Origin of the sequence: Citrobacter sedlakii NBRC 105722 (assembly GCF_000759835.1) — a bacterium.
Lineage (GTDB): Bacteria > Pseudomonadota > Gammaproteobacteria > Enterobacterales > Enterobacteriaceae > Citrobacter_A > Citrobacter_A sedlakii.
The window spans coordinates 78472-100394 of the sequence record NZ_BBNB01000007.1 but is presented as its reverse complement, the minus strand read 5'-3'; the positions used below and the strand labels follow the sequence as shown (position 1 = coordinate 100394).

The 21923-nt window shown below is 51.1% G+C and carries 24 protein-coding genes, 1 tRNA gene and 1 pseudogene; 11 read left to right on the top strand and 15 right to left on the bottom strand.

The genetic code is table 11. The features are described from left to right. Positions 1–165: 165 nt before the first annotated feature. Positions 166–795, top strand: coding sequence for a TfoX/Sxy family DNA transformation protein (locus tag CSE01S_RS10905; RefSeq protein WP_042288007.1), 630 nt, complete (start codon positions 166–168; stop codon positions 793–795). On the opposite strand, the gene yccS is transcribed toward CSE01S_RS10905, so the two are convergent. Then, positions 749–2911, bottom strand: a complete 2163-nt coding sequence (yccS, locus tag CSE01S_RS10900; RefSeq protein ID WP_042288004.1) for a YccS family putative transporter — start codon at positions 2909–2911, stop codon at positions 749–751. The genes CSE01S_RS10905 and yccS overlap by 47 nt on opposite strands. 18 nt (positions 2912–2929) lie before the next feature. After that, positions 2930–3376 (bottom strand): YccF domain-containing protein, encoded by a 447-nt coding sequence (locus CSE01S_RS10895; protein WP_042288001.1) that lies wholly within the window; start codon positions 3374–3376, stop codon positions 2930–2932. A 123-nt stretch (positions 3377–3499) separates the two neighbouring features. Here CSE01S_RS10895 and helD point away from each other — a divergent pair, with 123 nt between their 5' ends. Continuing rightward, a complete protein-coding gene (helD, locus tag CSE01S_RS10890; protein ID WP_042287998.1) occupies positions 3500–5554 on the top strand; it encodes a DNA helicase IV in 2055 nt (684 codons plus the stop codon). Between the two features lie 30 nt (positions 5555–5584). Here helD and mgsA read toward each other — a convergent pair whose 3' ends face one another. Beyond that, the gene (gene mgsA / locus CSE01S_RS10885) at positions 5585–6043 is read right to left on the bottom strand and encodes a methylglyoxal synthase (protein ID WP_042287996.1); all 459 of its coding nucleotides are present in this window, start codon (positions 6041–6043) and stop codon (positions 5585–5587) included. A 93-nt stretch (positions 6044–6136) separates the two neighbouring features. Then, the gene (gene csgI / locus CSE01S_RS10880; protein WP_042287992.1) at positions 6137–6799 is read right to left on the bottom strand and encodes a curli synthesis inhibitor; all 663 of its coding nucleotides are present in this window, start codon (positions 6797–6799) and stop codon (positions 6137–6139) included. Positions 6800–6970: 171 nt separating this feature from the next. On the opposite strand from csgI, the gene CSE01S_RS10875 reads away from it, so the two are divergent. Next, positions 6971–7390: a CoA-binding protein gene (locus CSE01S_RS10875; protein WP_042287990.1), complete on the top strand. Its 420-nt coding sequence runs from the start codon at positions 6971–6973 to the stop codon at positions 7388–7390. Between the two features lie 40 nt (positions 7391–7430). On the opposite strand, the gene hspQ is transcribed toward CSE01S_RS10875, so the two are convergent. Together hspQ and rlmI are read right to left on the bottom strand one after the other, a co-directional pair. Next, a complete protein-coding gene (hspQ, locus tag CSE01S_RS10870; RefSeq protein WP_042287987.1) occupies positions 7431–7748 on the bottom strand; it encodes a heat shock protein HspQ in 318 nt (105 codons plus the stop codon). 57 nt (positions 7749–7805) lie between these two features. Beyond that, complete coding sequence (gene rlmI, locus CSE01S_RS10865; RefSeq protein ID WP_042287985.1) at positions 7806–8996, bottom strand: 23S rRNA (cytosine(1962)-C(5))-methyltransferase RlmI; 1191 nt, start codon at positions 8994–8996, stop codon at positions 7806–7808. A gap of 94 nt (positions 8997–9090) precedes the next feature. Here rlmI and yccX point away from each other — a divergent pair, with 94 nt between their 5' ends. After that, positions 9091–9372 carry an acylphosphatase gene (gene yccX / locus CSE01S_RS10860; RefSeq protein ID WP_042287982.1) on the top strand — a complete coding sequence of 94 codons (282 nt, stop codon included), beginning with the start codon at positions 9091–9093 and terminating at the stop codon, positions 9370–9372. Here the strand turns inward: yccX and tusE are convergent. The 6 genes from tusE to CSE01S_RS10830 all read right to left on the bottom strand — a co-directional run bounded on the left by tusE (position 9369) and on the right by CSE01S_RS10830 (position 15606). Further along, positions 9369–9698 (bottom strand): sulfurtransferase TusE, encoded by a 330-nt coding sequence (tusE, locus tag CSE01S_RS10855; RefSeq protein WP_042287980.1) that lies wholly within the window; start codon positions 9696–9698, stop codon positions 9369–9371. The two genes, yccX and tusE, sit on opposite strands and share 4 nt — an antisense overlap. Before the next feature lie 66 nt (positions 9699–9764). Beyond that, entirely contained in the window at positions 9765–10322 is a 558-nt protein-coding gene (locus CSE01S_RS10850) for a helix-turn-helix domain-containing protein (protein ID WP_042287976.1), read from the bottom strand. Positions 10323–10335: 13 nt separating this feature from the next. Next, the gene (locus CSE01S_RS10845; RefSeq protein WP_052406288.1) at positions 10336–11493 is read right to left on the bottom strand and encodes a CblD like pilus biogenesis initiator family protein; all 1158 of its coding nucleotides are present in this window, start codon (positions 11491–11493) and stop codon (positions 10336–10338) included. Further along, positions 11486–14215, bottom strand: coding sequence for a TcfC E-set like domain-containing protein (locus tag CSE01S_RS10840; protein WP_042287974.1), 2730 nt, complete (start codon positions 14213–14215; stop codon positions 11486–11488). The genes CSE01S_RS10845 and CSE01S_RS10840 overlap by 8 nt, the downstream gene beginning before the upstream one ends. A 66-nt stretch (positions 14216–14281) precedes the next feature. Further along, positions 14282–14788: a CS1 type fimbrial major subunit gene (locus CSE01S_RS10835; RefSeq protein WP_042287971.1), complete on the bottom strand. Its 507-nt coding sequence runs from the start codon at positions 14786–14788 to the stop codon at positions 14282–14284. 77 nt (positions 14789–14865) lie between these two features. Further along, positions 14866–15606, bottom strand: coding sequence for a fimbrial protein (locus CSE01S_RS10830; protein ID WP_042287967.1), 741 nt, complete (start codon positions 15604–15606; stop codon positions 14866–14868). 316 nt (positions 15607–15922) lie between these two features. Between CSE01S_RS10830 and CSE01S_RS10825 the strand changes: the two genes are divergently transcribed. Beyond that, positions 15923–16684 (top strand): winged helix-turn-helix domain-containing protein, encoded by a 762-nt coding sequence (locus tag CSE01S_RS10825; RefSeq protein WP_042287964.1) that lies wholly within the window; start codon positions 15923–15925, stop codon positions 16682–16684. After that, positions 16681–17163 (top strand): hypothetical protein, encoded by a 483-nt coding sequence (locus CSE01S_RS10820; protein ID WP_042287960.1) that lies wholly within the window; start codon positions 16681–16683, stop codon positions 17161–17163. Before CSE01S_RS10825 ends, CSE01S_RS10820 begins: the two co-directional genes overlap by 4 nt. A 49-nt stretch (positions 17164–17212) precedes the next feature. Here the strand turns inward: CSE01S_RS10820 and yccA are convergent, their stop codons facing one another. Continuing rightward, positions 17213–17872: an FtsH protease modulator YccA gene (gene yccA, locus CSE01S_RS10815; RefSeq protein WP_012905355.1), complete on the bottom strand. Its 660-nt coding sequence runs from the start codon at positions 17870–17872 to the stop codon at positions 17213–17215. 32 nt (positions 17873–17904) lie between these two features. On the opposite strand from yccA, the gene CSE01S_RS23070 reads away from it, so the two are divergent. Both CSE01S_RS23070 and CSE01S_RS10810 read left to right on the top strand, forming a co-directional pair. Next, positions 17905–18135 (top strand): hypothetical protein, encoded by a 231-nt coding sequence (locus CSE01S_RS23070; protein WP_060569566.1) that lies wholly within the window; start codon positions 17905–17907, stop codon positions 18133–18135. A gap of 13 nt (positions 18136–18148) precedes the next feature. Next, positions 18149–18236, top strand: a tRNA-Ser gene (locus tag CSE01S_RS10810). A 104-nt stretch (positions 18237–18340) separates the two neighbouring features. Here CSE01S_RS10810 and CSE01S_RS10805 read toward each other — a convergent pair. Further along, positions 18341–18652, bottom strand: a pseudogene (locus CSE01S_RS10805) (site-specific integrase); the annotation flags it as partial. A gap of 226 nt (positions 18653–18878) precedes the next feature. On the opposite strand from CSE01S_RS10805, the gene CSE01S_RS10800 reads away from it, so the two are divergent. From CSE01S_RS10800 to CSE01S_RS10790, 3 genes are all read left to right on the top strand, one after another. Further along, entirely contained in the window at positions 18879–19499 is a 621-nt protein-coding gene (locus CSE01S_RS10800) for a Crp/Fnr family transcriptional regulator (RefSeq protein ID WP_042287957.1), read from the top strand. Between the two features lie 87 nt (positions 19500–19586). Continuing rightward, positions 19587–20501, top strand: a complete 915-nt coding sequence (locus CSE01S_RS10795) for a hypothetical protein (RefSeq protein WP_042287954.1) — start codon at positions 19587–19589, stop codon at positions 20499–20501. A gap of 15 nt (positions 20502–20516) precedes the next feature. Next, on the top strand, positions 20517–21014 hold the full coding sequence (locus CSE01S_RS10790) for a GNAT family N-acetyltransferase (RefSeq protein WP_042287951.1): 498 nt from the start codon (positions 20517–20519) through the stop codon (positions 21012–21014). A gap of 386 nt (positions 21015–21400) precedes the next feature. On the opposite strand, the gene iraM is transcribed toward CSE01S_RS10790, so the two are convergent. Continuing rightward, entirely contained in the window at positions 21401–21757 is a 357-nt protein-coding gene (gene iraM, locus CSE01S_RS10780) for an anti-adapter protein IraM (RefSeq protein WP_042287946.1), read from the bottom strand. Positions 21758–21923 lie beyond the last annotated feature (166 nt).

The following is a 21923-nucleotide window of genomic DNA, read 5'->3' as shown; positions in this document are numbered from 1 at the left end:
GTGAAAGATCAACTTTATTTTCGGAAACAAACTCGCAATTTTTATTCATCGTTGCGGTAAAAACGAAATACAACTTGCCCCCTGAGAATAAGTTGCCTATTTTCGTCGTTAACGGATCCGTGACGGCAAATCATTTATTTAGTTTATGATTTAAAAGGGAATTTTATGAAAGTACACTCCTATGACAGGATCAATAAATCACAGGAATATTTATCTTCTCTGGGGACTGTCCGTTATCGATCGCTGTTTGGCAGCTACAGCCTGACCATCAACGACACGGTGTTTGCCATGGTCGCCGATGGCGAGCTTTATCTCCGTGCCTGTGAACAAAGCGTACAGTACTGCGTAAAGCACTCACCTGTCTGGTTGACCTTTATGAAGCGCGGACGCCCCGTTATGCTCAATTACTATCAGGTTGATGAAAGTCTCTGGCGCGATCAGCAAAAACTCATCCGCTTGTCGAAATATTCCCTGGATGCGGCGTTGAAAGAAAAACACCTGCGGGGGGCAACGCAACGGCTCAAAGATCTGCCAAATATGACCTTTCATCTTGAGAGTCTGCTTAACGAAGCGGGCGTTTATGATGTCAGTACGCTCCGTGTTTTGGGCGCCAAAATGTGCTGGCTTCGGTTGAGACAAATCAACAAGTCGATTACCGACAAAATCCTCTACATTCTGGAAGGGGCAATTTATGGCATTCATGAAGCGGCACTCCCGGCGACGCGTCGCCAGGAGCTTGCGGCGTGGGTTAAGACGCTGACAAAGGAGCCGCTGTTTCCGGTGAAGATTGAGTGATCTGGCGCTGCAGTCGGCCAATTTCCGGCAGCAGCGTCACCAGCAGTCCTACCTGCTGAACCACCAGAGGCTCTTTGCTGTCCGGACGCGGTTCAAGCTGCTGGATACGGTGTTTGAGTTCGGCCAACGCCAGCTGTACGCGCTGTTCATCAGCCGGGAGATGATGCAAGGCATCATCAACGTAGCACACGGCGTCATCCAGTAATGCCAGCACCTCGGGGTTGGTCAGTTGCTCACGATGCGCCCCCAGCGCGGAAATGTAGCTGGTGAACGTATGGTTGAGGCAGAGTAAACGGAACGCTGCCTCACGCGTTTGGGCGGTTACGTCCGGTTCGCTCGACATATTCGACACCACGGAAGCCAGTTCGGCATCGCGATTATGCGCATCTCGTCGCGCAATGCGATAGGCCAGGCGATTGTCGCGCCCCTGATGATATTGCTCAAGAATCGCGTCAAGATAGCGGCAGTTGGCATCGGTTGCGCGTTGTAATACCCGCGGCAGGTTGCGAAAACGCCAGTCCGGCCAGATAAAGCTGACTGCCGCCCAGGCGATGGCGCAACCGATCAGCGTGTCTATGACCCTCGGCAGCGCGACCTCGAAACCTTCGCCAAGCAGATTAAAGCACAACAGCACCAGCAGGGTAATAAACATCGTAGCGTGGGCGTACTGTACGTTACGGAAGGCAAAAAACAGGACGCCGGTGATGACCAGTAAGATAAGTTGCCCTTCCAGCGAAGGCACAAACCACAGGACAGGAATGCCAATAGCCACCCCGACCAGCGTACCGATAATCCTCAAGGCCAGACGGTGTCGGGTCGCATTATAGTTGGGCTGACAAACGAACAGGCTGGTCAACAGGATCCAGTAGCCATGATTCATACCGGTGACCTGAATAATGGCGTAACCGACGCAGAGCACTAACGACATCCTCACCGCATGGCGGAACAGGGCGGATTCCGGCGTGAAGTTGCGGCTCAGGCGCAACCAGACATCGCTGAGTCCGTGCGGACTGTCATCGGCGAGCTGATTTTCTGTTTCCGCGCGCGGCATGGCCTGCGCCTGCTCTGATTCTATGGTCGCCAGTTGCGCATCAATAGCTCGCAGGTTCGCCAGCAAAAAGCCCAGCGTTTTCAGCAAATCAGCCGACGCGCCGCTGGAGCGCATCCGCTCAAGCGCGGCATCCAGGTGGGTGAAGGCGCGTTCAAAATGCGGGTCGTGCTGATACGGCGTACGCAGCAAAATTGAGCGTGACAACTGCAGGCAGGCCTGGCCCTGCATCGACATCAGACGCTGGAAGCGGAACATGACGTCACTGTGGCGAAAATGCTCACGCAGCGTCTGATACTGAATGTGCGATGAACTCGCGCGTTCGTGGATATCCTGAGCCACGAAGTAATAATGCAAAGTACGGCGCGTTCCCCGCTGGCCTCGATCGCCGCGCAGTCGACTCAGCAGGGAGACTTTAGTCTGGTTCAGCGTCGCCATCAGTTGGCCGTTAGCCAGCGCAAGGTCGTATAACGGCGCCTGGCTTTCATCTTCTATGTCCGGGTCAAACAGTCGCGATTTCAGTTCCAGATAGTGCGCTAACTGCTCGTAGCTACGCGCCAGGTTATCCTGCAGGGGGCGAATGGGAAACAGAAGATGGCCAATGAGCGTCAGCCCGTTGTACCAGATAGCGCCCGCCAGCAGCAGAACGGGCTGCTGATACCAGTCGGCATACAACGACGTTCCCAGCATGGTGTAAATGGCGATCAGTAGCGCGCCAAAGGCAATTGTGGCGTAGCGCTGGCCAAGCCCGCCGAGCAGAATAAACCCGCTGGTCGACAGCGTCAGGCCAATAGCAAACAGCCAGGGATAGGGAAACAGCAGTTCTACTGAAGCGGAAGCAATGAAAAAACAAATTAACGTGATGATCAGATTGCGCAACCGCCCGGCAAGCCGATCGTCGAGATCGGTCAGCGCGGCGGCAACCATCCCCAGAGTCAACGGGATAGTCAGCTTAACATCGCCCAGCCACCAGGGAAGGGCGGTCGTGCCGCACAGGGCGATAAAAATCCGCACGTAATACAGCCAGGTGCTGTTCCAGGTATAACGGCGAAGCAGGGGACTCAACATAACGGCTTTCAGTCCTGATTACTCAAAACGGCGACGCGCGTTGGCTTCACGCGCAGCCTGCGCGGTTTCCACCGAGACAACGCGCCGTCCTACCGGCCACAGAGCAATAGCGGCAATTTTAAAGTTTGCGATCCCAACCGGGATACCGATGAGGGTGATGCACTGGGCGATACCGGAAGCGATGTGCATCAGACACAGCCACCAGCCAAAGCAAACCAGCCAGAAAATATTCAACAGCGTCCCGCCGGTATTCATCAGCGCGCTTTTGCCCGCCGGATTCAGTTCATCAACATGAATCGCTTCGTTGCCATAAGGCAGCAGCGACAGTTTCGTAATTTCCCAGCATGAACGAGTCAGGGGCAGAGTGAAGATCAGAACGATACTGACCAGCGTCGCCAGTAACCAGGCCAGCGTTGTCGCAAAACCACCCAACACAAAATTCAAAATATTCAGAACGGTACGCATAAACCCTCGGTTGCTTCTGGTTTTTGGTTATTGTCGGCAATTGTAACGTTTTTTTGGGCTGGAGCACGTATTCTCTGGCGGTTACACTGAGAAGAAATCCTCTTTGTCTGGATCGACTGAGTCATGGAACTGAAAGCAACTTCTTTGGGAAAACGTCTGGCGCAACACCCCTACGATCGGGCGGTGATTCTTAATGCCGGGATAAAAGTGTCGGGCGATCGCCACGAATACCTTATTCCGTTCAATCAGTTAATGGCTATTCACTGTAAGCGCGGTCTGGTGTGGGGTGAACTGGAATTTGTTCTCCCGGATGAAAAAGTGGTGCGTCTACACGGAACCGAATGGGCGGAAACCCAGCGTTTTCACCATCACCTCAATGCCCGCTGGCAGCAGTGGAGCCAGGAGATGAGTGAAGTTGCCGCAGACGTACTTCAGGAACAGCTTGCCTCTATCGCCGCGCGTACGGGGCAAAACGCCTGGCTAACGCGTGAGCAGACCGCCGGTTTACGACAGCAGATCCTGCGCGCGTTTGCCGCCTTGCCGTTGCCCGTCAGCCGGCTTGACGCGTTCGATAACTGTCGCGAGGCGCTGCAGCAGTGCCAGGCATGGCTTAACGATATCGAAGGTTGTCGCCTGCGGCATAACCAGGCTTATACCGAAACGATGCTGAGCGAACATGCGGCGTTCTTTCAGCAGGTGGAATCCTCGCCGTTAAATCCGGCTCAGGCGCGGGCGGTGGTAAATGGCGAACAGTCTCTGCTGGTGCTGGCCGGTGCGGGAAGCGGTAAAACCTCCGTGCTGGTGGCGCGGGCGGGCTGGCTTCTCGCGCGAGGTGACGCGGCCGCTGAACAAATTCTGCTCTTGGCGTTTGGGCGTAAAGCGGCGCAGGAGATGGATGAGCGTATCCGCGAGCGTCTTCATACCGATGAGATTACCGCACGCACATTTCATGCCCTTGCGCTGCATATTATTCAGCAGGGCAGTAAAAAAGTGCCAACCATCAGCAAACTGGAAAATGACGCCGCGGCGCGGAATACGCTGTTTATCAATACGTGGCGTCAGCAGTGCAGCGAGAAAAAGGCGCAGGCGAAGGGCTGGCGACAGTGGCTGGAAGAGGAAATGCAGTGGACGGTGGCCGAAGGAAACTTCTGGGATGATAAGACGTTACAGCGCCGTCTGGCGCCACGTCTGGATCGCTGGGTCAGCCTGATGCGCATGCACGGCGGCGCTCAGGCGGAAATGATCGCCAGTGCGCCCGAGGACATCCGCGATCTGTTCAGCAAGCGTATCAAATTGATGGCGCCGTTGCTGAAGGCCTGGAAGAGCGCGCTGAAAGCTGAAAACGCGGTTGATTTTTCCGGACTCATCCATCAGGCGATAGTGATTCTGGAGAAAGGACGCTTCATCAGCCCGTGGAAGCACATACTGGTGGATGAGTTTCAGGATATCTCTCCACAGCGTGCGGCGTTGCTGGCCGCCTTGCGTAAGCAAAACAGCCATACCACCCTGTTTGCCGTCGGCGATGACTGGCAGGCTATTTACCGATTCAGCGGCGCTCAGCTTTCATTAACTACCGCTTTCCATCAAACCTTTGGCGAAGGAGACCGCTGCGATCTTGACACTACGTATCGCTTCAACAACCGGATAGGCGAAGTCGCGAACCGTTTTATCCAGCAGAACCCCCATCAGCTAAAGAAACCGTTGAACAGTCTGACAACCGGCGATAAAAAGGCGGTGACGCTGCTGGATGAAACCCAGCTTGACGCGCTGCTGGATAAGCTTTCCGGCTATGCAAAAGCGGATGAACGGATCCTCGTGCTGGCGCGTTATCATCATCTCAGGCCAGAAAGTCTGGAGAAAGCGGCGACCCGCTGGCCGAAGCTGCAGCTTGATTTTATGACTGTCCACGCCAGTAAAGGTCAGCAGGCAGATTACGTTATCGTCGTGGGTTTGCAGGAGGGCAGCGATGGATTTCCGGCTCCGGCGCGGGAATCGATCATGGAAGAAGCGCTGCTGCCGCAGATGGAAGATTTCCCGGATGCCGAGGAGCGACGCCTGTTTTACGTTGCGTTAACGCGCGCTCGGCATCGCGTCTGGTTACTTTATAACAAAGAGAATCCGTCACGCTTTGTTGCGGACCTGAAAGCGCTTGATGTGCCGGTCGCCAGAAAGCCCTGACATCAGGCGGCAGTTGCCGCCTCAATCCGTTTACTTCAGACGCTCCGCCAAATAGCGCGGGTAGTCCGGGATCAGGACGTCTATATCGTCATTAAAGTGAGGCGACTGGATGATGAAATCCGCCGTAGCGACGTTCGTGGCGACCGGAATATTCCAGACAGTCGCCAGACGCAGCAGCGCTTTCACGTCCGGATCGTGCGGTACCGCGTTCAGCGGATCCCAGAAAAAGATCAGGACATCAATTTTTCCTTCCGAGATCAGCGCGCCAACCTGCTGATCGCCCCCCATTGGGCCGCTCAGCATCGCGTTGACGTCCAGGCCTGTTGCGCGCTGGATCAGGTTTCCGGTTGTGCCGGTGGCATAGAGAACGTGCTTTTCCAGCAGCGGCTGGTGCCGTTCCACCCAGTTCATCAGCATTTGTTTGCAGTGATCGTGAGCGACCAGCGCAATATGTTTGCGCGCCGGTAATGTACGGGTTGTCAGTTCCATATTTTTATTCCGTTGTTGGCTTTGCTACAGAGTACTGGAAGTGACTGACGCTGCAAGAGAAAGAGAAAAAAAATGCCGCACGGCACAACAACCTCATGAAGAGGGTTGTTTTTCTGCCCAGCGTAAAAAACGGCTTCGGGTTTGGGGATCGGCCTGACGAAACCAGTATTTCAGCCGTTGCTCGGTGAGCGTTTGCGACTGCGGCACAGCGGTGTCCAGCTCCGAAACGTCCGAAAGCAACGTGCTGTCGTCCGCCATCATCGTGGCAAACTGGCGCAGCGACGCGGGTTTCGCTGCTTTGTTATAGCGCTCAGTTTCGGCTTCAAAATCAATGATTTTTGTTCGTGTGGTCAGGGAAAGAATATCGAGTTTTACCGGGATAGGCATGGCGTCGCCGTCCAGAAGTTCCAGACGCGGCGCGGCGTCAAAATGGCCCGCGTCGCGTTCGTTTTCCAGACGTGGCAGGTGAAAATTAACCTGACCGACCTGTTGCGTATCAAAGCTCATCACCAGCGGTGGGGAAATATACAGCCGCTCTTCCTGGTTGTTAAACCGAAGGGTTTTCTCAACCCGGAAAACAATCTGATGAGGACCATTGTCCAGTTGAATACTGTCTGCGCCGCGTAGCAGAGAACTGGAGACCTTTTTGCCGTCCAGTACCAGCAGATCGATATCATTTGACAGACGAAGCGTCGTGGCGAGGACGGTTACCGGCAAACATAAGGCGAGTATTACAGTCACGGTGCCGGTTTTCATAAGATCCTCCTGTCCACAAACCGCCGGTAAGAATGTATCAAGATTTTTCGAAAATCATGTTCACTAACATATAGACATATTTTCGACTTTTGCTCTCATACTTGCGTATGGCACACGTGGTTGGGTTGGCAGGATTGTCGTACACTTGGCTAAACAGCCTGGAGAAAGACGATGAAAGAGAGTGATATTGCTGATATTTTGAACTCTACCCGCACAATTGCGCTGGTGGGGGCAAGCGACAAACCCGACCGTCCCAGCTACCGGGTAATGAAGTATCTCCTCGACCAGGGGTATCACGTCATTCCTGTTTCACCAAAGGTGGCAGGGAGAACGTTGCTCGGTCAACAGGGCTACGCGACGCTGGCGGAGGTTCCGGAAAAGGTGGATATGGTCGATGTGTTTCGCAACTCTGAAGCGGCCTGGGGCGTTGCGCAGGAAGCCATCGCGATTGGCGCGAAAACGTTGTGGATGCAACTGGGCGTGATTAACGAGCAGGCAGCGGTGCTGGCGCAAGAGGCCGGGATGAAGGTCGTGATGGATCGTTGCCCGGCCATTGAGATCCCGCGTCTGGGACTGGCAAAGCACGTATAGCAGAAGGCCCGATAGCGAAACGCTGTCGGGCCTTACAATCTTAGTTACGCAGACGAGGCGCCTGCAGCTGCTTGCGGATGGTTTGAGCAAGCTCATCCATGGATGGCTGCTCAGGATGTTCATCCTGCGTCTCGCTGCTTAACTGCGCTTCGGCCAGATAGGTATGCACCGGCTGACCGTCATCATCTTCCATTACCACGTGATACCACGGAGCGGCACGAAGCTCGTCGTTAACCGCCAGCTCATCAGGCGACGGCTCTTCGAGCGAATAGACCGGGTCGATATCCACGACCACTCCGAGATAACCTAACAGGGAATGGCGGACCTGCTGGCCGATACCGAATTTGCTGGCAATCATAGTCACCTCCCGGGAAATCATTACCTTTTATATGAGGGTAACATTCCACTTTTCAAGTTACATGACGCGACAGGCAAACCCTTTCAGATACAGCCCTTCCGGGTAGGTGGCGATCACGGGATGATCGGCGGCCTGACGGAACTGCTCTATAAATTGTACATCACGACCAGCATCTATTGCCGCATCTGCGATGATTTTCTGAAATAAATCCGTGGTCATCAGGCCAGAACAGGAGAAGGTCAGCAGTACGCCACCCGGATTCAGTAACTGAATCGCCAGCATATTGATGTCTTTGTAACCCCGGCAGGCCCCCATCAGTTGGCTTTTATTTTCGACAAACTTCGGTGGATCCATCACGATCACATCAAACTTCTCGCCGCGATCGCGATAGGTTCGCAACAGTTTGAAAACGTCGTCGCGGACAAATTCAGCTTTGCGCAGATCCAGTTTGTTCAATTCCACGTTTTGCTTTGCAATGTCCAGCGCTTCCTGTGACGTATCGACGCTGATCACCTGACGGCAACCGCCCATCAGTGCAGAAACGGCAAAACCGCCGGTATAAGAGAAACAGTTCAGAACACGCTGATCCTCCACATAACGCCGCGTCGCCAGTCGGCTGTCGCGCTGGTCCAGGTAATACCCGGTTTTATGGCCGCCCTGAATATCCACCAGCAGTTTCATACCGTGTTCTTCAATCGGCAACAGGGCAGGCGGAAGCTCGCCGGTCACCGGGCCGTGCGTCAGTTCCATTCCCTCTTTTTTACGTACCGCGACATCGCTACGGTCATAAATCGCACATTCCGGGTACAGCGCTTGCAGCGCGCTAATCAATGCGGCACGCTGATATTCAGCGCCAGCGCTCAGTAATTGCAGTACCAGAAATGAGCCAAAGCGGTCGATGGTCACGCCTGGCAAGCCATCGGATTCACCGGCGATCAAACGATAGCTGTCAAGGCCATCTTTTTCGGCCAACCAGTCGCGCCACTGCTGCGCCTGTTGCAGTCGACGGGTAAAGAAGGCGATATCGACAGATTCAGACGGGTCGAACGTCCAGACGCGCGCGCGGATCTGCGACGCCGGAGAATACGCGCCGCGGGCTAACCATTTACCCTGATGGTCAACAATATCGATGGTTTCGCCGAGGCTGGCTTTACCTTCCATTCGGGCAACGGCACCGGAAAAGACCCACGGATGGCGACGAAGCAAAGATTTTTCGCGCCCTTTGGCTAACACTAAACGTACACTCATAATTTACAATTCTGTCGATTCAAAGAAATGGGCGCCATTGTCCTGAGTTTTTCGTGGATTTGCAACGCGCCCGGGCAAGAGAAGGAGAAGAGCAATGTCGAGAGTCTGCATAATCGCGTGGGTACATGGCCGGGTGCAGGGCGTGGGGTTTCGCTATACCACCCAGCAGGAAGCGCGGCGGCTGGGGGTGACCGGCTATGCGAAAAACATGGACGATGGCAGTGTAGAAGTGGTGGCTTGCGGCGAAGCCGAACAGGTTGAAAAACTAATGAAGTGGCTGAAAGAAGGCGGTCCACGCTCTGCCCGGGTTGACAGAGTGCTAAGTGAACCGCACCGTTCGCGCGAAGAACTCACCGGATTCAGTATTCGCTATTAAATGCATTTTACCGGTTTGGGCAGGCCGGCGATTTTGGTAGCCTGCTTCGCCGGCCCTTTCGGAAACAGGCGATACAAGTAGCGACTGTTGCCTTTTTCTTCGCCGAATTTATTCGCCATCGCTTTGACCAGCATGCGAATGGCCGGTGAGGTATTAAATTCCAGGTAAAAGTCGCGGACGAAACGCACCACTTCCCAGTGTTCAGGCGAGAGGGTAATGCCTTCGTTTTCAGCAATGACTATCGCCAGCGGTTCGCTCCACTGGGTGGTGTCTTTCAAATAGCCTTCGCTATCGGTTTCTATTTCGTTGCCTTCAAAAATCAACATAGCAGTCTGTCGTTATCATAAAACAGGTCGCAGTGTAGCAAATATCCGCGCAGCCGATAAGACTGCTCAGATGAGTAATTGCAGCAGATTGCTGGCATTGAGCTTCTTTAGCGCATTGCATTTGTGCGTTGAAACCTGCTTCTCGGACATCTGCGTCGCGCGGGCGACGCGATGGACAGGCAGGCCTTTAATGAGCAGACACAGTACAGTGAGTTCTCTGACGGTTAGGCCAAATTCAGTCCGCCAACAGGCTGAACGACGCGGTGCTTTCGTAAGCAGGCAGACAATGTCGCGCATCGCCAGACGATCGTTAAGGATATGGATCTGCAACGTCGTGAAGCGTTGACGCAGAAAAATTGCAAGTGCTAACCCTTTCTCGTTACACATCAGGTAAAGCCGTCCCGTCCAGCTTTCCGCCTCCAGGCGTAGCAGCGTCCTCATTAACACCTGATGGGTGGACATAAGGGAAAAACGGCAACGTATGATAATGACCTGCATCAGCAGGAGGGTGGGGCGCCACTGCATCTCCCCGACTGAGATCATTGGCGGTTCGTTACTGCGCCGCAGGGCATGGCACAGCCCCAGGGCATAAAAACGGTTAGTGTCCAGAATCGCGTAATGCATCGTTATATCCTTATTACAATGTGCTGGGGGTATAGATAATTTTCAGCGTGCCGGTGTAATCCCCGGCATTTTTGCTGCTGGCCGCAAACGCAGGGGTGGTGAGGGTAATGGGCGCAGGCACGCACAGAACGCTTTCTCCGCCGCCGGGGAGGACCACCTGGCGTAATACGCGCCGGTCATTGGTTCCCTGCCAGATAATATCCACGCCATTTTCCGCCGTCTGGCGGGCGGCGGTGAGTGGGTTGATGACCGAAACCTGATAATCCAGCCGATCCCGGCTTTCGGTTTTGCTGCCGCCGCGACGCCAGATAGAAAATGCCCCGTTGGCACGGCCGGGCGCTGCATGACCGTCATCTTCAAAGCGCAGGAGTACGCGGCTGCTGGCGGCGTTATTGCCGTCGTAGAGGCACATGTCCAGCGAGGTTTCCCCCTGAATTTCATGACCGCCAGGTTTTCCCGGAAAATATGTCAGGTTCAGGTTGACGATGGGGGTCGAATGTGGAAACGCGGGCAGGTAAATCTGCTGATTGCTTGGATCGACTACCTCTATACGAATATTCGCCTGCCATTTGGCGATTGACAGGTAGCCAGGGCAGCCGACATTAGCGTCATTAAAGTTGCCGCCGCAGCTGGCTGAACCCCATTCGCGTAGATCCTGCTTGAGTGTGGCCGACCAGATGCCGGGTACGGAGAGTTTGTCCAGCTCGCTTTTAACAATATAAAAATCGAACCACGGTTCTTTATCCCATGCACTTTCGTCGCCGGTGCCGCCGGTGACGAAACTGGCGAAGGTGAAGACTTTGTTATTGATGAACATCCGTTTTTCACCATAGACATTCACGTCCACTTTCTGATTCGTCAGGCTATGGGTGAAACGCAGGCTGATGGGATAAGGTGTCGCAGGATTTGCCGAAAACCAGACTGGCGCGGTCATGCATGCGCCGTTCGTGGTGTCGGTTCGTGACAGACAGGTTAACGTGTTGCGGCCCCATTTCTGTGGATCGGCAAGATCATAGCCCGTCGGCTCATGCAACCAGATATCAAAGCGCGCAGGCGGCGATAAGCGATCGTAACTGATACTCACGCTGGTATTTCTTCCTGCGGGCGCTCCGGCCAGCGCCTGGCCAGCCCACAGGCATAAGAACATGAAAATAAAAATACGGTTATTCATGGAGAAGTCCTTTTGCTAAGCCGTCCTGAGTTGCCATCGCTGTCGTGCCTGACGCAGGGGCACGGCCTGCCAGTAAGAGTTGCGCCTGCTGCTGTACCGCGTCAGGGAGGGCGGAAAAGGTCATTTCGTTACAGGCGGTTACACCAACGTAACGCACCACGTCGCGCTGGGTGCGAACCGTAAGGGCGCATTGATAAAACTGCTGCTGGCGCACCAGATAGAGATTGCGCAGCGGCGCGTTACTTTGTGCGCTAAAACCACCATTACCCAGATCGCTCCATCCGGTGACGTTAAGCGGTAGCCCGCCGGTCAGCGGCATATTGTGTTCATCCATCATCTGGCCCACCCAGGTGTAGCTCATGGTGGTTTGCACCTGTCGATGAAGCATTTTCCCGGGCACCATGAACATTGTGCGGCTACCGGAGCCCTGAGTAATCTCACTGCTGGCGCCGTGAGAAACATCCAGCGACTCGTTAACCGACAGCGTAGTGTGTTGATAGCCTGGCACGGCAAAAAGCGCGCGACTGTTAGCGGCAATATCTGCACTGCCACCGTTATCCAGGGATACGGCGACGTGGGCGGCTTGTTGATCGTCAGGCGCGGCAACGGTAACCGCGATAGCGGAAGCCGGGCGTCCATCGTTCCACCGCCCAAACCATAGTCCTGTGCGCGAGAGGGCAAATGTTGAGTTATAGCTGCCGCTACCGCTTAACGTGTGGCGACTGGCTTTACGATCCCAGGCATCGCTCACGGTCAGGTTACCGTTTCCGTACTGACCGCCCTGACGTGTATAAAATGCGGTATTGAGTGAATCGCTATTGATGCCGGAAGCGCTGACGCCGTACTCATTTTCCCCGCGCGCATCGGTATACCAGTTATGCGCCATACTGTAGCTCAGCTGATTTTTTTGCTGATTCTGCTGCTGCCAGGTGGCCCCCAGCGAGGTATAGCTGGACGCCTCCCCCTGCCGCGGGTGTGAAAGCGAGAGGCTAAGACTCAGATAGCCACCTTTGTCCTTTCCGCGTCGCGAACGATCGTCGCGCATAAACAGGTTCAGGCTACCGTTAATATTCAGGCCATGGGTACTGAACGATTTACTCATTCCTCCCTGCCACGCTTCGGTTCGGGAACGCGTCATATAAACCGACTCCCACGGCAGGCCATTCTGATGGCGATCGTCTCTGTCTGGTAAATCCCGGCGGGAAACATAACGCCCCTCGTTACGGTTATCGGCGTAGCCCAGATTGGCATACCACGTGCCAACCGGGACGGAGAACATCACGGAAAGCGAGCGGTAGCATCCGCTGACGCCATAAAAACCGCTTTGGCGGGTGTCGCAACTGTCTGCCGACAGGGCGTTTCGATAAAAGCTCAGTGAAAAGCCGTCGTTGTAGCTGATTTGCTGAATATTTCCCCGTTCGCCCCGATTGCCATTGAGATAGCTGAAGCGGGTGCTTAACACGCCGTCAATGGCGCCCGCGCTGAAACCATGACTCCAGTCGAGTGCGTTTTCTATGAAGCGATGCCCGCCAGTCAGAGTCGCGCCGCTGGTAATCGCTGCTGAGGCCGACAGGGGCAGTCGAAAACCGAGCTGAGCCACACCGCGCCGGGCATAATGCTGATCGTCATCATCGGTTTGACCGGCCTGCATAAACCATTCAAACCGATCAAATGGCGTAACACCGGTACGGGTAAACGGTACCTCTTCGGTACGAATCAAACGGTTATTTTCGTAAACCGCCAGCGACACGGTGTAGCTGCCGTCCGGGAAATTGCGGGTATCCAGAGTTTGCGCGCCGGCGTTCAGATAAAAACTTGCCAGTAGCTGCTGGCCGCGACGGGCATCAATACGTGCGTCATGGGACAGAAAAACGGTGACTGGCGTTCCTTGAGACTGTTGCGTCGGATTCATCCATGCGCGGGTCGAACCTGCCCGAACGCCGCGAATTTTGCCCAACGGCAACTGGCTTAGGTTTATGTTTCCCCCTGCGTTGCTAAACAGATCGCGGGTATCCATTTCGCCCGCCTGCAGATAATACTGACGCCAAAGATCCTGACGAAACCAGGCGTTGTTAACGGTAAAATCCTGCTGTTGTTGATGACGAGCGCGCTGCCCCTGCCAGTTCCAGTCGAGAGTAAAATAGCCGTCCTCGGTCAACGCTAACGCGCCGTTGCCCTGAACCGTTGCAGACTGATAATCGCGGTCGGCGACAAAATTGATATTCTGTTGATGGATCAGTGCGTTTTCCGTGTCCTTCGTCGGCTGGTACCACTGCTTTTCCTGTGCCTGTTTGGGCAAATAACGCTTGTTCAGAAACAGGCTAATTCGGGCGTTGTTTTCGTCATAAATAACGGCCAGACCAGCGGTGTCAACGTAATCACAACCTTGGGCAAATCCGTTACTGCTGCATGCGAGGTTACCGTTGCGCGACAACGGCGCCGCCAGCGCGTTGCGAACCATTGCCAGCAAAGTTGGATCATCGTTAAACCGGCGCTTAATCGCATCCAGTAAGTTATCGGGTTGCACAAAAGTGACAGACTCAAGATTGATATCCGTTTCATACAAGCCAAGCGATTCGCCATACAAGGACACGTCGATCCACAGACGCTGGTTTTTTGCCAGATCTTCGAAGCCAGCAGGAATGACCATTTCAGCACAGGCCAGTTGGACAGACGCCGGTAACAACGCGGCAAAAAGGAGAGTTTTACTATGAAAAGCCATGAACAAGCCTCGACGTCATCCTGACATCAGAGGGCTTGCGCCCTCTGACTTCATCTCACTACGGTGTTATGCACCGCTTTCCGTGGTGGTGGCCTGAGTCAGCATCAGGCTAACGACGCCACTGTACTGACCCGTTTTGAGGATCCCTTTCGTAGTTTGAGAAATAATCAGCGGTAAAACGGAAGAGCCGTTTTCAACGCTGCCCGGGAACAGTTCTGCGCCAGTGAATTCGGCATCGGTGGTGGTCAGTGTTTTTTCACCTAACTTGACGGTCATCGGAACCGTTTGATCCCCATCGGCGTTAATTAACTGAGCCGCACTGACCAGGCGAACTTTTACGTTGCTGGTGGCGGAGTTAGACCACACCCTGGTATTCAGACGATAGCTTTCCAGGCCACGTCCCGGCAGGTATTGCATATCGATGCTGGCAGGCAGGGGGGTATTATCCGCCTGCGTCATATCCAGTTGTGAATCGACGTTAGCGTTCACCGTGATATCTTTCTGGATGGCGAGAGCACTGACGGATGTTGTCATTGCCGCGACAATCAGCAGAGGTTTAATATAATTACGCATTGATATCTCCATATTTAAAAACGAGCTCCATAAGCTCTTAATTAAAACCGCAATGGCGGTTGTTGCACGTTGTCGTGTTAATTCACGACGGGTAAATCAGCTTCTTCACTGCTTTTATTCAACCAGTTGAAGTAGCGGAATTTATATTGATGGCCCCGGGCCGTTGATAAAGCTTTCAACGGCCTCTGGGTATCGGGATAGATCGTGGCATCCTCTTTTATCCATCGGCATTGGGAATCCGACTGACAAATTCCGATTTCTTTTAATGGCACACGTAAGGTCCCGTCATTAATGACTTCGCCGCTGCGGGGATTAAATTGCAGCGAAACGCGGTTTTCTTCGGGCGCCAGATGTACCAGTGCTCCCCAGATAACATTCACGCCTAACTTCGCCGCCGCAGCCGCGGTACTCTCCCCAGGAAGCAAACTTTCAGGCTGTTTTACGCCTTCAAAGTACACCCGCCACGTCGTCTCTTTTGATGACGGCATCAGTGAAACCAGGCGGATAACCCTTACAGAGCCTGCCGCCAGCGCGAATTTGTCCGGCGTGACAACCAAGCCTTCCTGTTGCCATGCTGCGACATCAGCCTCTTTTTCCTGCGGTGTGCCGGGGTTAAGAATTTTCTTTTGCGTCACCCTGATGAACTGAATATCATCGCTTTTCGACGCGACTTTAATTTGTGCCGTCCCGGACTGATCCACGTTCAGTTCCATGGGATACACACTCATATTGGCCATCGTCATTTCGGGAATAAATGACAATGTCAATGCGAAAGCGCAAAGGGTGTGCGTCCTGTTTATTTTGTTCTTCTGTATCAACTTCAACCTACCTGCTGTTAGCACATTCTTCGTGATGGCCTACCTGTATTGCTTTCTGCTTTCGCATCACATCGGGGCAGGGAAACTTTAATCAGAACAGCATGTTGTGGGAATTTGTATTTTAAAAACTGATTTTTACAGTTTTTTATCCTGCTGTTTTGGTTTTAAAGTTGTATAGTTAAGCAAAAATACCGCTTTACTCATTGTGTCGCGAAAAAGCTCTGCTCAGAAAATAGCCTGAGTTCAGTGGGCGAATACGCCAGTGAGAAAACAGGTTGCAAACAGAACCGCGTGCGGTATCACATGAGATTTCTGTATGTTTTTTATTTTTAATCATTCGTTGTTGTTTGATCCAAAAGCACAGTCAATAAGCCTCGTTGGTCAACCAGAATCGGCAATAACGCTGTCGGCGCCTGCCGTACGTTTACTGCAGGAATTTATTCGCCATAAAGGCAGTGACCTGAGTCGGGAACAGTTAATTACCCGGGTATGGGATGAGTACGGCTTTACACCATCGGGAAATAACCTGAATAAAGCAGTCAGCGAACTGCGCAGAAGTTTCCAGTTGCTGGGGGAAACGCGTGTTGTTATTACCACCGTTCCACGTTTGGGATTTCGTTTCGAGGGCGACGTTTCATGCCAGCCGCGGGAAAAAACGACCAGCCCGGAGCCTGTTGTGGAGCCACCTGTCACGTCTTCAACGTCGGCACCTCACTTCCGTTTTCGATTCAGGCGGACAGCTTTACTTGCTTTGGCACTCGTCGGGGTGGCTATCGGCACGTTTCACTACGTAAAGCCGGACTTTATTCTTCCCGCCACGTTAAAGCCGGTAGAAGAGAACATTGCGGGTTGCCGTATCTGGTTAATTAACGATCACGGACGCCCGTTGGTCATCGCGAAACTGGCGGCGTTATTGGCAGAAAACAAAGTGGAGTGTCAGAGAGAGAATTACGACATTTATTATTTCAGCGCCAGATTTTCAATTGCGAAGGCTGATGAGGTTTTTATCGGCGCCTGTCCGGAAAGTAAGAGCCGTTTCTGTAAAACGATCCGTTATAAGAGTGGGGCAGGAAAATGAAAAACAAACTTTTGTATGGCGTTTGCGGTACGTTGATTGGCGGCGCGCTGGCGACATATTTTTACCCGTCGTGGTCGAGAAGTCATGACGTCATTGCCTGCACAACGGAGTTTAATTTCACCCGCAACCAGGGCAAAGAGAGTGAAGTCAGGGTGAACGCGGTTGCACAGTTTTATTTTCATCGTGACGGTACGGGGCTTACCACCTATAAAGGTGCGGCGAAGGCTGGGGGACGTGACATGATTATCGATCGCGATATGAATTTTACCTGGACGCCGAGAGAGGATAATAACGTCATTGTACTGACCTATACGAAGACCTGGCGGCGGCACAATGATGACACGCCGGACACACAGTGGGGAAGTTTCGCGCACGCCGACGCGCGTTATTATCTGACCATTGCGGAAGTGGCGCCTTCAGTCTGGTTAATCCAGGATCGCCTCTATCCAACATACCTCTGTCGCGGGAATCAGGCATAAAAAAACGGAGAATGCGCAAGCATTCTCCGTTCGTGTTTATACCCTCAGCTTAGTCGCGGCTGGCGAAACCCAGAATACTGAGCAGGCTGACAAAGATATTGTATAGCGAAACGTAGAGGCTAACCGTTGCACGAATATAGTTGGTCTCACCACCACGGATGATATTACTGGTTTCGAACAGAATGGCGCCTGAAGAAATCAGGATAAATACCGCGCTAATCGCCAGATGCAGCGCTGGCAGTTGCAGGAAGATATTTGCAACCATGCCGATCAGCACCACCACAATACCTGCCATCAGCATACCGCCGAGGAAGGACATATCTTTGCGCGTAGTCAGTACGTAGGCTGAACAGCAGAAGAACACCAGTGCGGTGCCGCCCAGCGCCATGCCAATCACATCACCCATCCCCGCGGAAAGGTAAGCGTTCAGAATCGGGCCAAGGATATAGCCAAGGAAGCCGGTAAAGGCAAACGCGGAGATAATACCACTTGGCTTGTTCGCGGTTTTATACGTCAGGAACATCAGACCATACATACCGACCAGCGTCAGAATCAGACCCGGAGAAGGTAGCATCAATACGGTACTGGCTGTCGCCGTGATCGCAGAAAACGCCAGCGTCAGGCTCAGCAGAAAATAGGTATTGCGCAGCACTTTATGGGTGCTGAGTAGCGATGTACGGTCATGTGAAGAACTAACAATACGATCCATGAGTCACTCTCTTATGATGACAGATGTAATTAATGACAGAAGATAATGAAATCCCAGGCGATGACATAGCGGTTTTACCCATCTTTACTCATTTGATCTTCATCAGGTTTCATGGTCATAAAGCGCCTGCACGCTCAAAGGCTGAAGATTGTGCTGTTAAAATGGTCAATGTGTTGTTATTTCAGTCGATTAACAGCATTTTGACTGTTTTTCAGGCAAACAAACACATTCGGGCTTTACACGGCGCATCGGGATGTTTATAGTGCGCCTCATTCCGGAAGTGTGGCCGAGCGGTTGAAGGCACCGGTCTTGAAAACCGGCGACCCGAAAGGGTTCCAGAGTTCGAATCTCTGCGCTTCCGCCAGATTAAACAAGGGGTTACCGAAAGGTGACCCCTTTGTTTTTCAGGGCGAAGAATAAAAAAAGAATATTCTCGAAGAATATCCCCCCCTCCATTTGCATAAAAAATCACTTTTCCTCAATAACCGGACGATTCAGCGTCGGGTTGATTTGTACCTTCCTGTCGTAGATGAGCACCTGACTTTCTGTTCTGTGACCGCTGAAAAGCTGTTTATCCCTGTTACTACCCTCAAAATCTGAAATAGCTTTTGCCTTAATAACATGAAACGTGTAATCCGGTTCATGGCCCAGTTCGCTTTGTACTGCACGTACAGCCTTAAGCCAGCGGTTATTAAATGTCTTGCGGATGAACTGACCACGATCGTTGTTGTAAAGCACCAGCGCGTCAGGTGACAGTCTGGGGCATTCTTTCTGTGCCGTTATTCAAATCAATTTTGCGCCAGCCAACAGATTTTTGGCCGGGCTGAATATGTCTGGGTACGTGAGGTGGGCGAAAGCGACAAACCGCACACTCTGGAAAAGCTTAGTGTTGGAAGAAGAAAAAAGTTAAAGTACGAATAAAATATTGGTTGCCTGAAGTTAATTTAGGCGTTTTCTTTACAACCATATTTATGGTAATAGTTTTGAATAACAAGAGGAGAGGGCAATGTTCTTTTATGATATTATACCAAACCGTATGAAAGAGAAGCTGGAAACTAAAATATATAATCCCAATGAAACAATATTATTTGCAGAGCGGGAGAATAACTACATTTATTTCTTGATGGAGGGCACAGCTGAGGCGTATATTCAAAGTCCTCACGGAACATTTGCTACTCTGCATTTGTATGAAAAAGGAAGCTTTTTCGGTGAAATAGAACCATTCTACGATGGAAGGAAACCCGTTGAAATTACAGCCATTACATCATGTATTGCCAAACGTCTTTATAAAACAGACTTTCTGTCATGGTTACAATCTGATTTTGAAGCTACTAAATTTTTAATTAAAGAATTAGCAAATAAATTGATAATAAACGCTGAATTGGTAGAACATATACTAAGCCTTACCGTGAAAGAAAGACTTTTGAGAAGTATTCTGATGCATTATCGACGAGACACTTTGCAAAATCTCACAAAAGCAAATTTATCAAAGGAAATTAACACCCCCATTCGTAGTTTGAATAGGGCTATCAGCACTTGTGAGAACGAGGGGATAATTTCATATAGTAACAACACGTTTTTGATTAAGGATATGACACAACTCCAAAAAAGTGTGCCATATTTATAATGTCGGGTCAATTGACCTTGATAGGATTTCTCACTTTTACTATGCTGAAAAACACTTTTACTATGCTGTAAAAAAAGAGAGATTTTTATGGACAAAATTTGCAAGAGAATATTAGAAAAAATAGAAGTACAGGACATTTTCGACAGAATATGTTCTTTGAATACAGCAGACTTCAATTCTCTTTTATTGAAACTCTTTTTACTAAGAACAGCGAAATCCTCACCACAAAAAGTCCTGCATGCTTTCAGGGAAAATCGCTTTGTTGCTCCCGGCAGCTTTGATCCGATTAAACTACACCAGTTGGAGCTTGAACTATTATCAATGACATCAAAAACCGGAATGACAAACAAACTGTTGTCCCCGGTTGCACCGATTGGCAGTTGTAGTGTGTTTGGCTGTGTAAACCAAAACAATGTATTAAGTGCGGTACGGAATGTTGAGGTGCTTTCCGACCCGTCTAATATTCTGGCAATCATGCTTTCCAATGATATATTGAACAACCAAATTGACCATACCCGCTGTACACATTATGCGACGACGTCACGCGTAGTCAGAGGTCAGAAGTGGGAAGGCGAAAATTTATATGCACATTTTGGGATTTTTTGCATTGTATCCGCCGCAAAGGATAAGGGCTCTTATCTGTGTGAAAAGGAGCTGTTAAAGCACCATCTTCAATTCTATGATCATTTAGTACAGACAAGATACCATCGTAAAATGACGATTGTGCTAAGACGGCGAACTGGGTATACAGCCTATGAGGACTTTTTTGAAGAAATGTACTCTGCTGTAAAAGAGATGTTTCCTGATACTCCTGTTTCTGTTGATCTAAAAAGTGAGAACAACAACTACTACAAAGGAATCAACTTTAAGATTTATGTACAAAAAGATAACGAGCAAATTGAGATCGGCGATGGTGGTTTTGTTGATTGGATTAGCAAAATGACCGGGAGTAAAAAAAATCGGTGTTTAATAAGTGGTCTTGGTTTGGAAAGGTTGTTATAGCTTAGGAGAAAATTTATGGAATTAAAAGAATGGTCTTTAGGCTATGTTCACGACCTGGCACATCATGCAAATAACCGGAACATTGCCCGAAATTTGAGAAATATCTTTCCCTACCCCTATACGGAAGAAGATGCTGTGCGCTTTATTGAATTTTGCCAAACGCAAGATTTAAAGAAAACTCGCAACCTTGCAATCGTCATTGACGGTCAAGCGGTGGGCGGTATCGGTATTACAGTAGGTTGTGATATGTATGAGAAAAGCGCAGAACTTGGATACTGGCTTGGAGAAGATCACTGGGGAAAAGGGATCATGACAAAAGCTGTAAAACAGATGGTGCAGCTTTCATTCCAGGATCACAATATCATCCGATTATATGCGACCGTCTTTTCTCATAATTTGGGATCATGCAGGATTCTTGAAAAAAACGGTTTTGAATTAGAGGGCGTGTTAAAAAAGGCAGCATATAAGAACGGTAACCTCTATGACAGCAAACTATATGCTTTGTTGCGGTGACCCTGGTCCAAAATCAGTGCAATGCTAAATCAGAGATCTTCGTCTTTTTGGATACTTCGGATAAATTCAGCCGGAGTTACTCTCCGGCTATACCGGGTCGTATGTTATGTCACGACAGGCTTCGTCTGCCTGGTAGGCAAGATGCTCTTCACAGGTTTGAGCTTGTGCAAGCGTCCACACACAGGAAACCTCCAGTCAGTCGCAGAATGGAAGTACAGGATAAGCTGGTCGGCGATAAAAAACGCGTCACCTTTTGCGTCGCGGGCGAATAGGCATCGCAACCCGTCTATCGAGCGGACTCCGCGCTGTGCCCCATCCCGGAAGCGATGCTTGCTCGTTATACCTAACAGACGCGCGCGTAAGCACATCCTTGTTGAAAGAGTCCTTCAGGACACCAATGAATGTTGTGGGCGTTTTTTACCGTAAGGGCAAACTTTGAGTGCGCATTTGAAGGGGGTAAGGCAGAGATCATCGTCGTCGCGACTGCTTTCCGGACATTTAATTTTCTCTTTCATTTCGCGCCAGACAGAAAGTTTAAGCGTCGTGATATTGTAGACTTTTAGTGGATGATATTCTCCATCAATTTTTATGCCTTCCGCAAAAGGTTCAATTGTTGATCCGGCTGGAATAATGACATCTCCTTCATACCAAATTACCAGTTTGAGCATTTTTAGGCTGACGATGCTGGAAAACGCAATACCAGTATTAGGGCATGCAATTGTGTCAATTACTGTCCACTTCACACTTAACTCCTTTAAGTTACGCACTTCTTGATATCATTTGAAATAGGCTGGTGTAGGCTTGTTTCTAAAAGTAAACAACGTTTCACTATGTTTCAAGGTGATGTAAGTCCTTGAAAAACGATCGTTTTTGTTATCTCTTTTTATTTTTCTTTTTAATTCAGCAGGT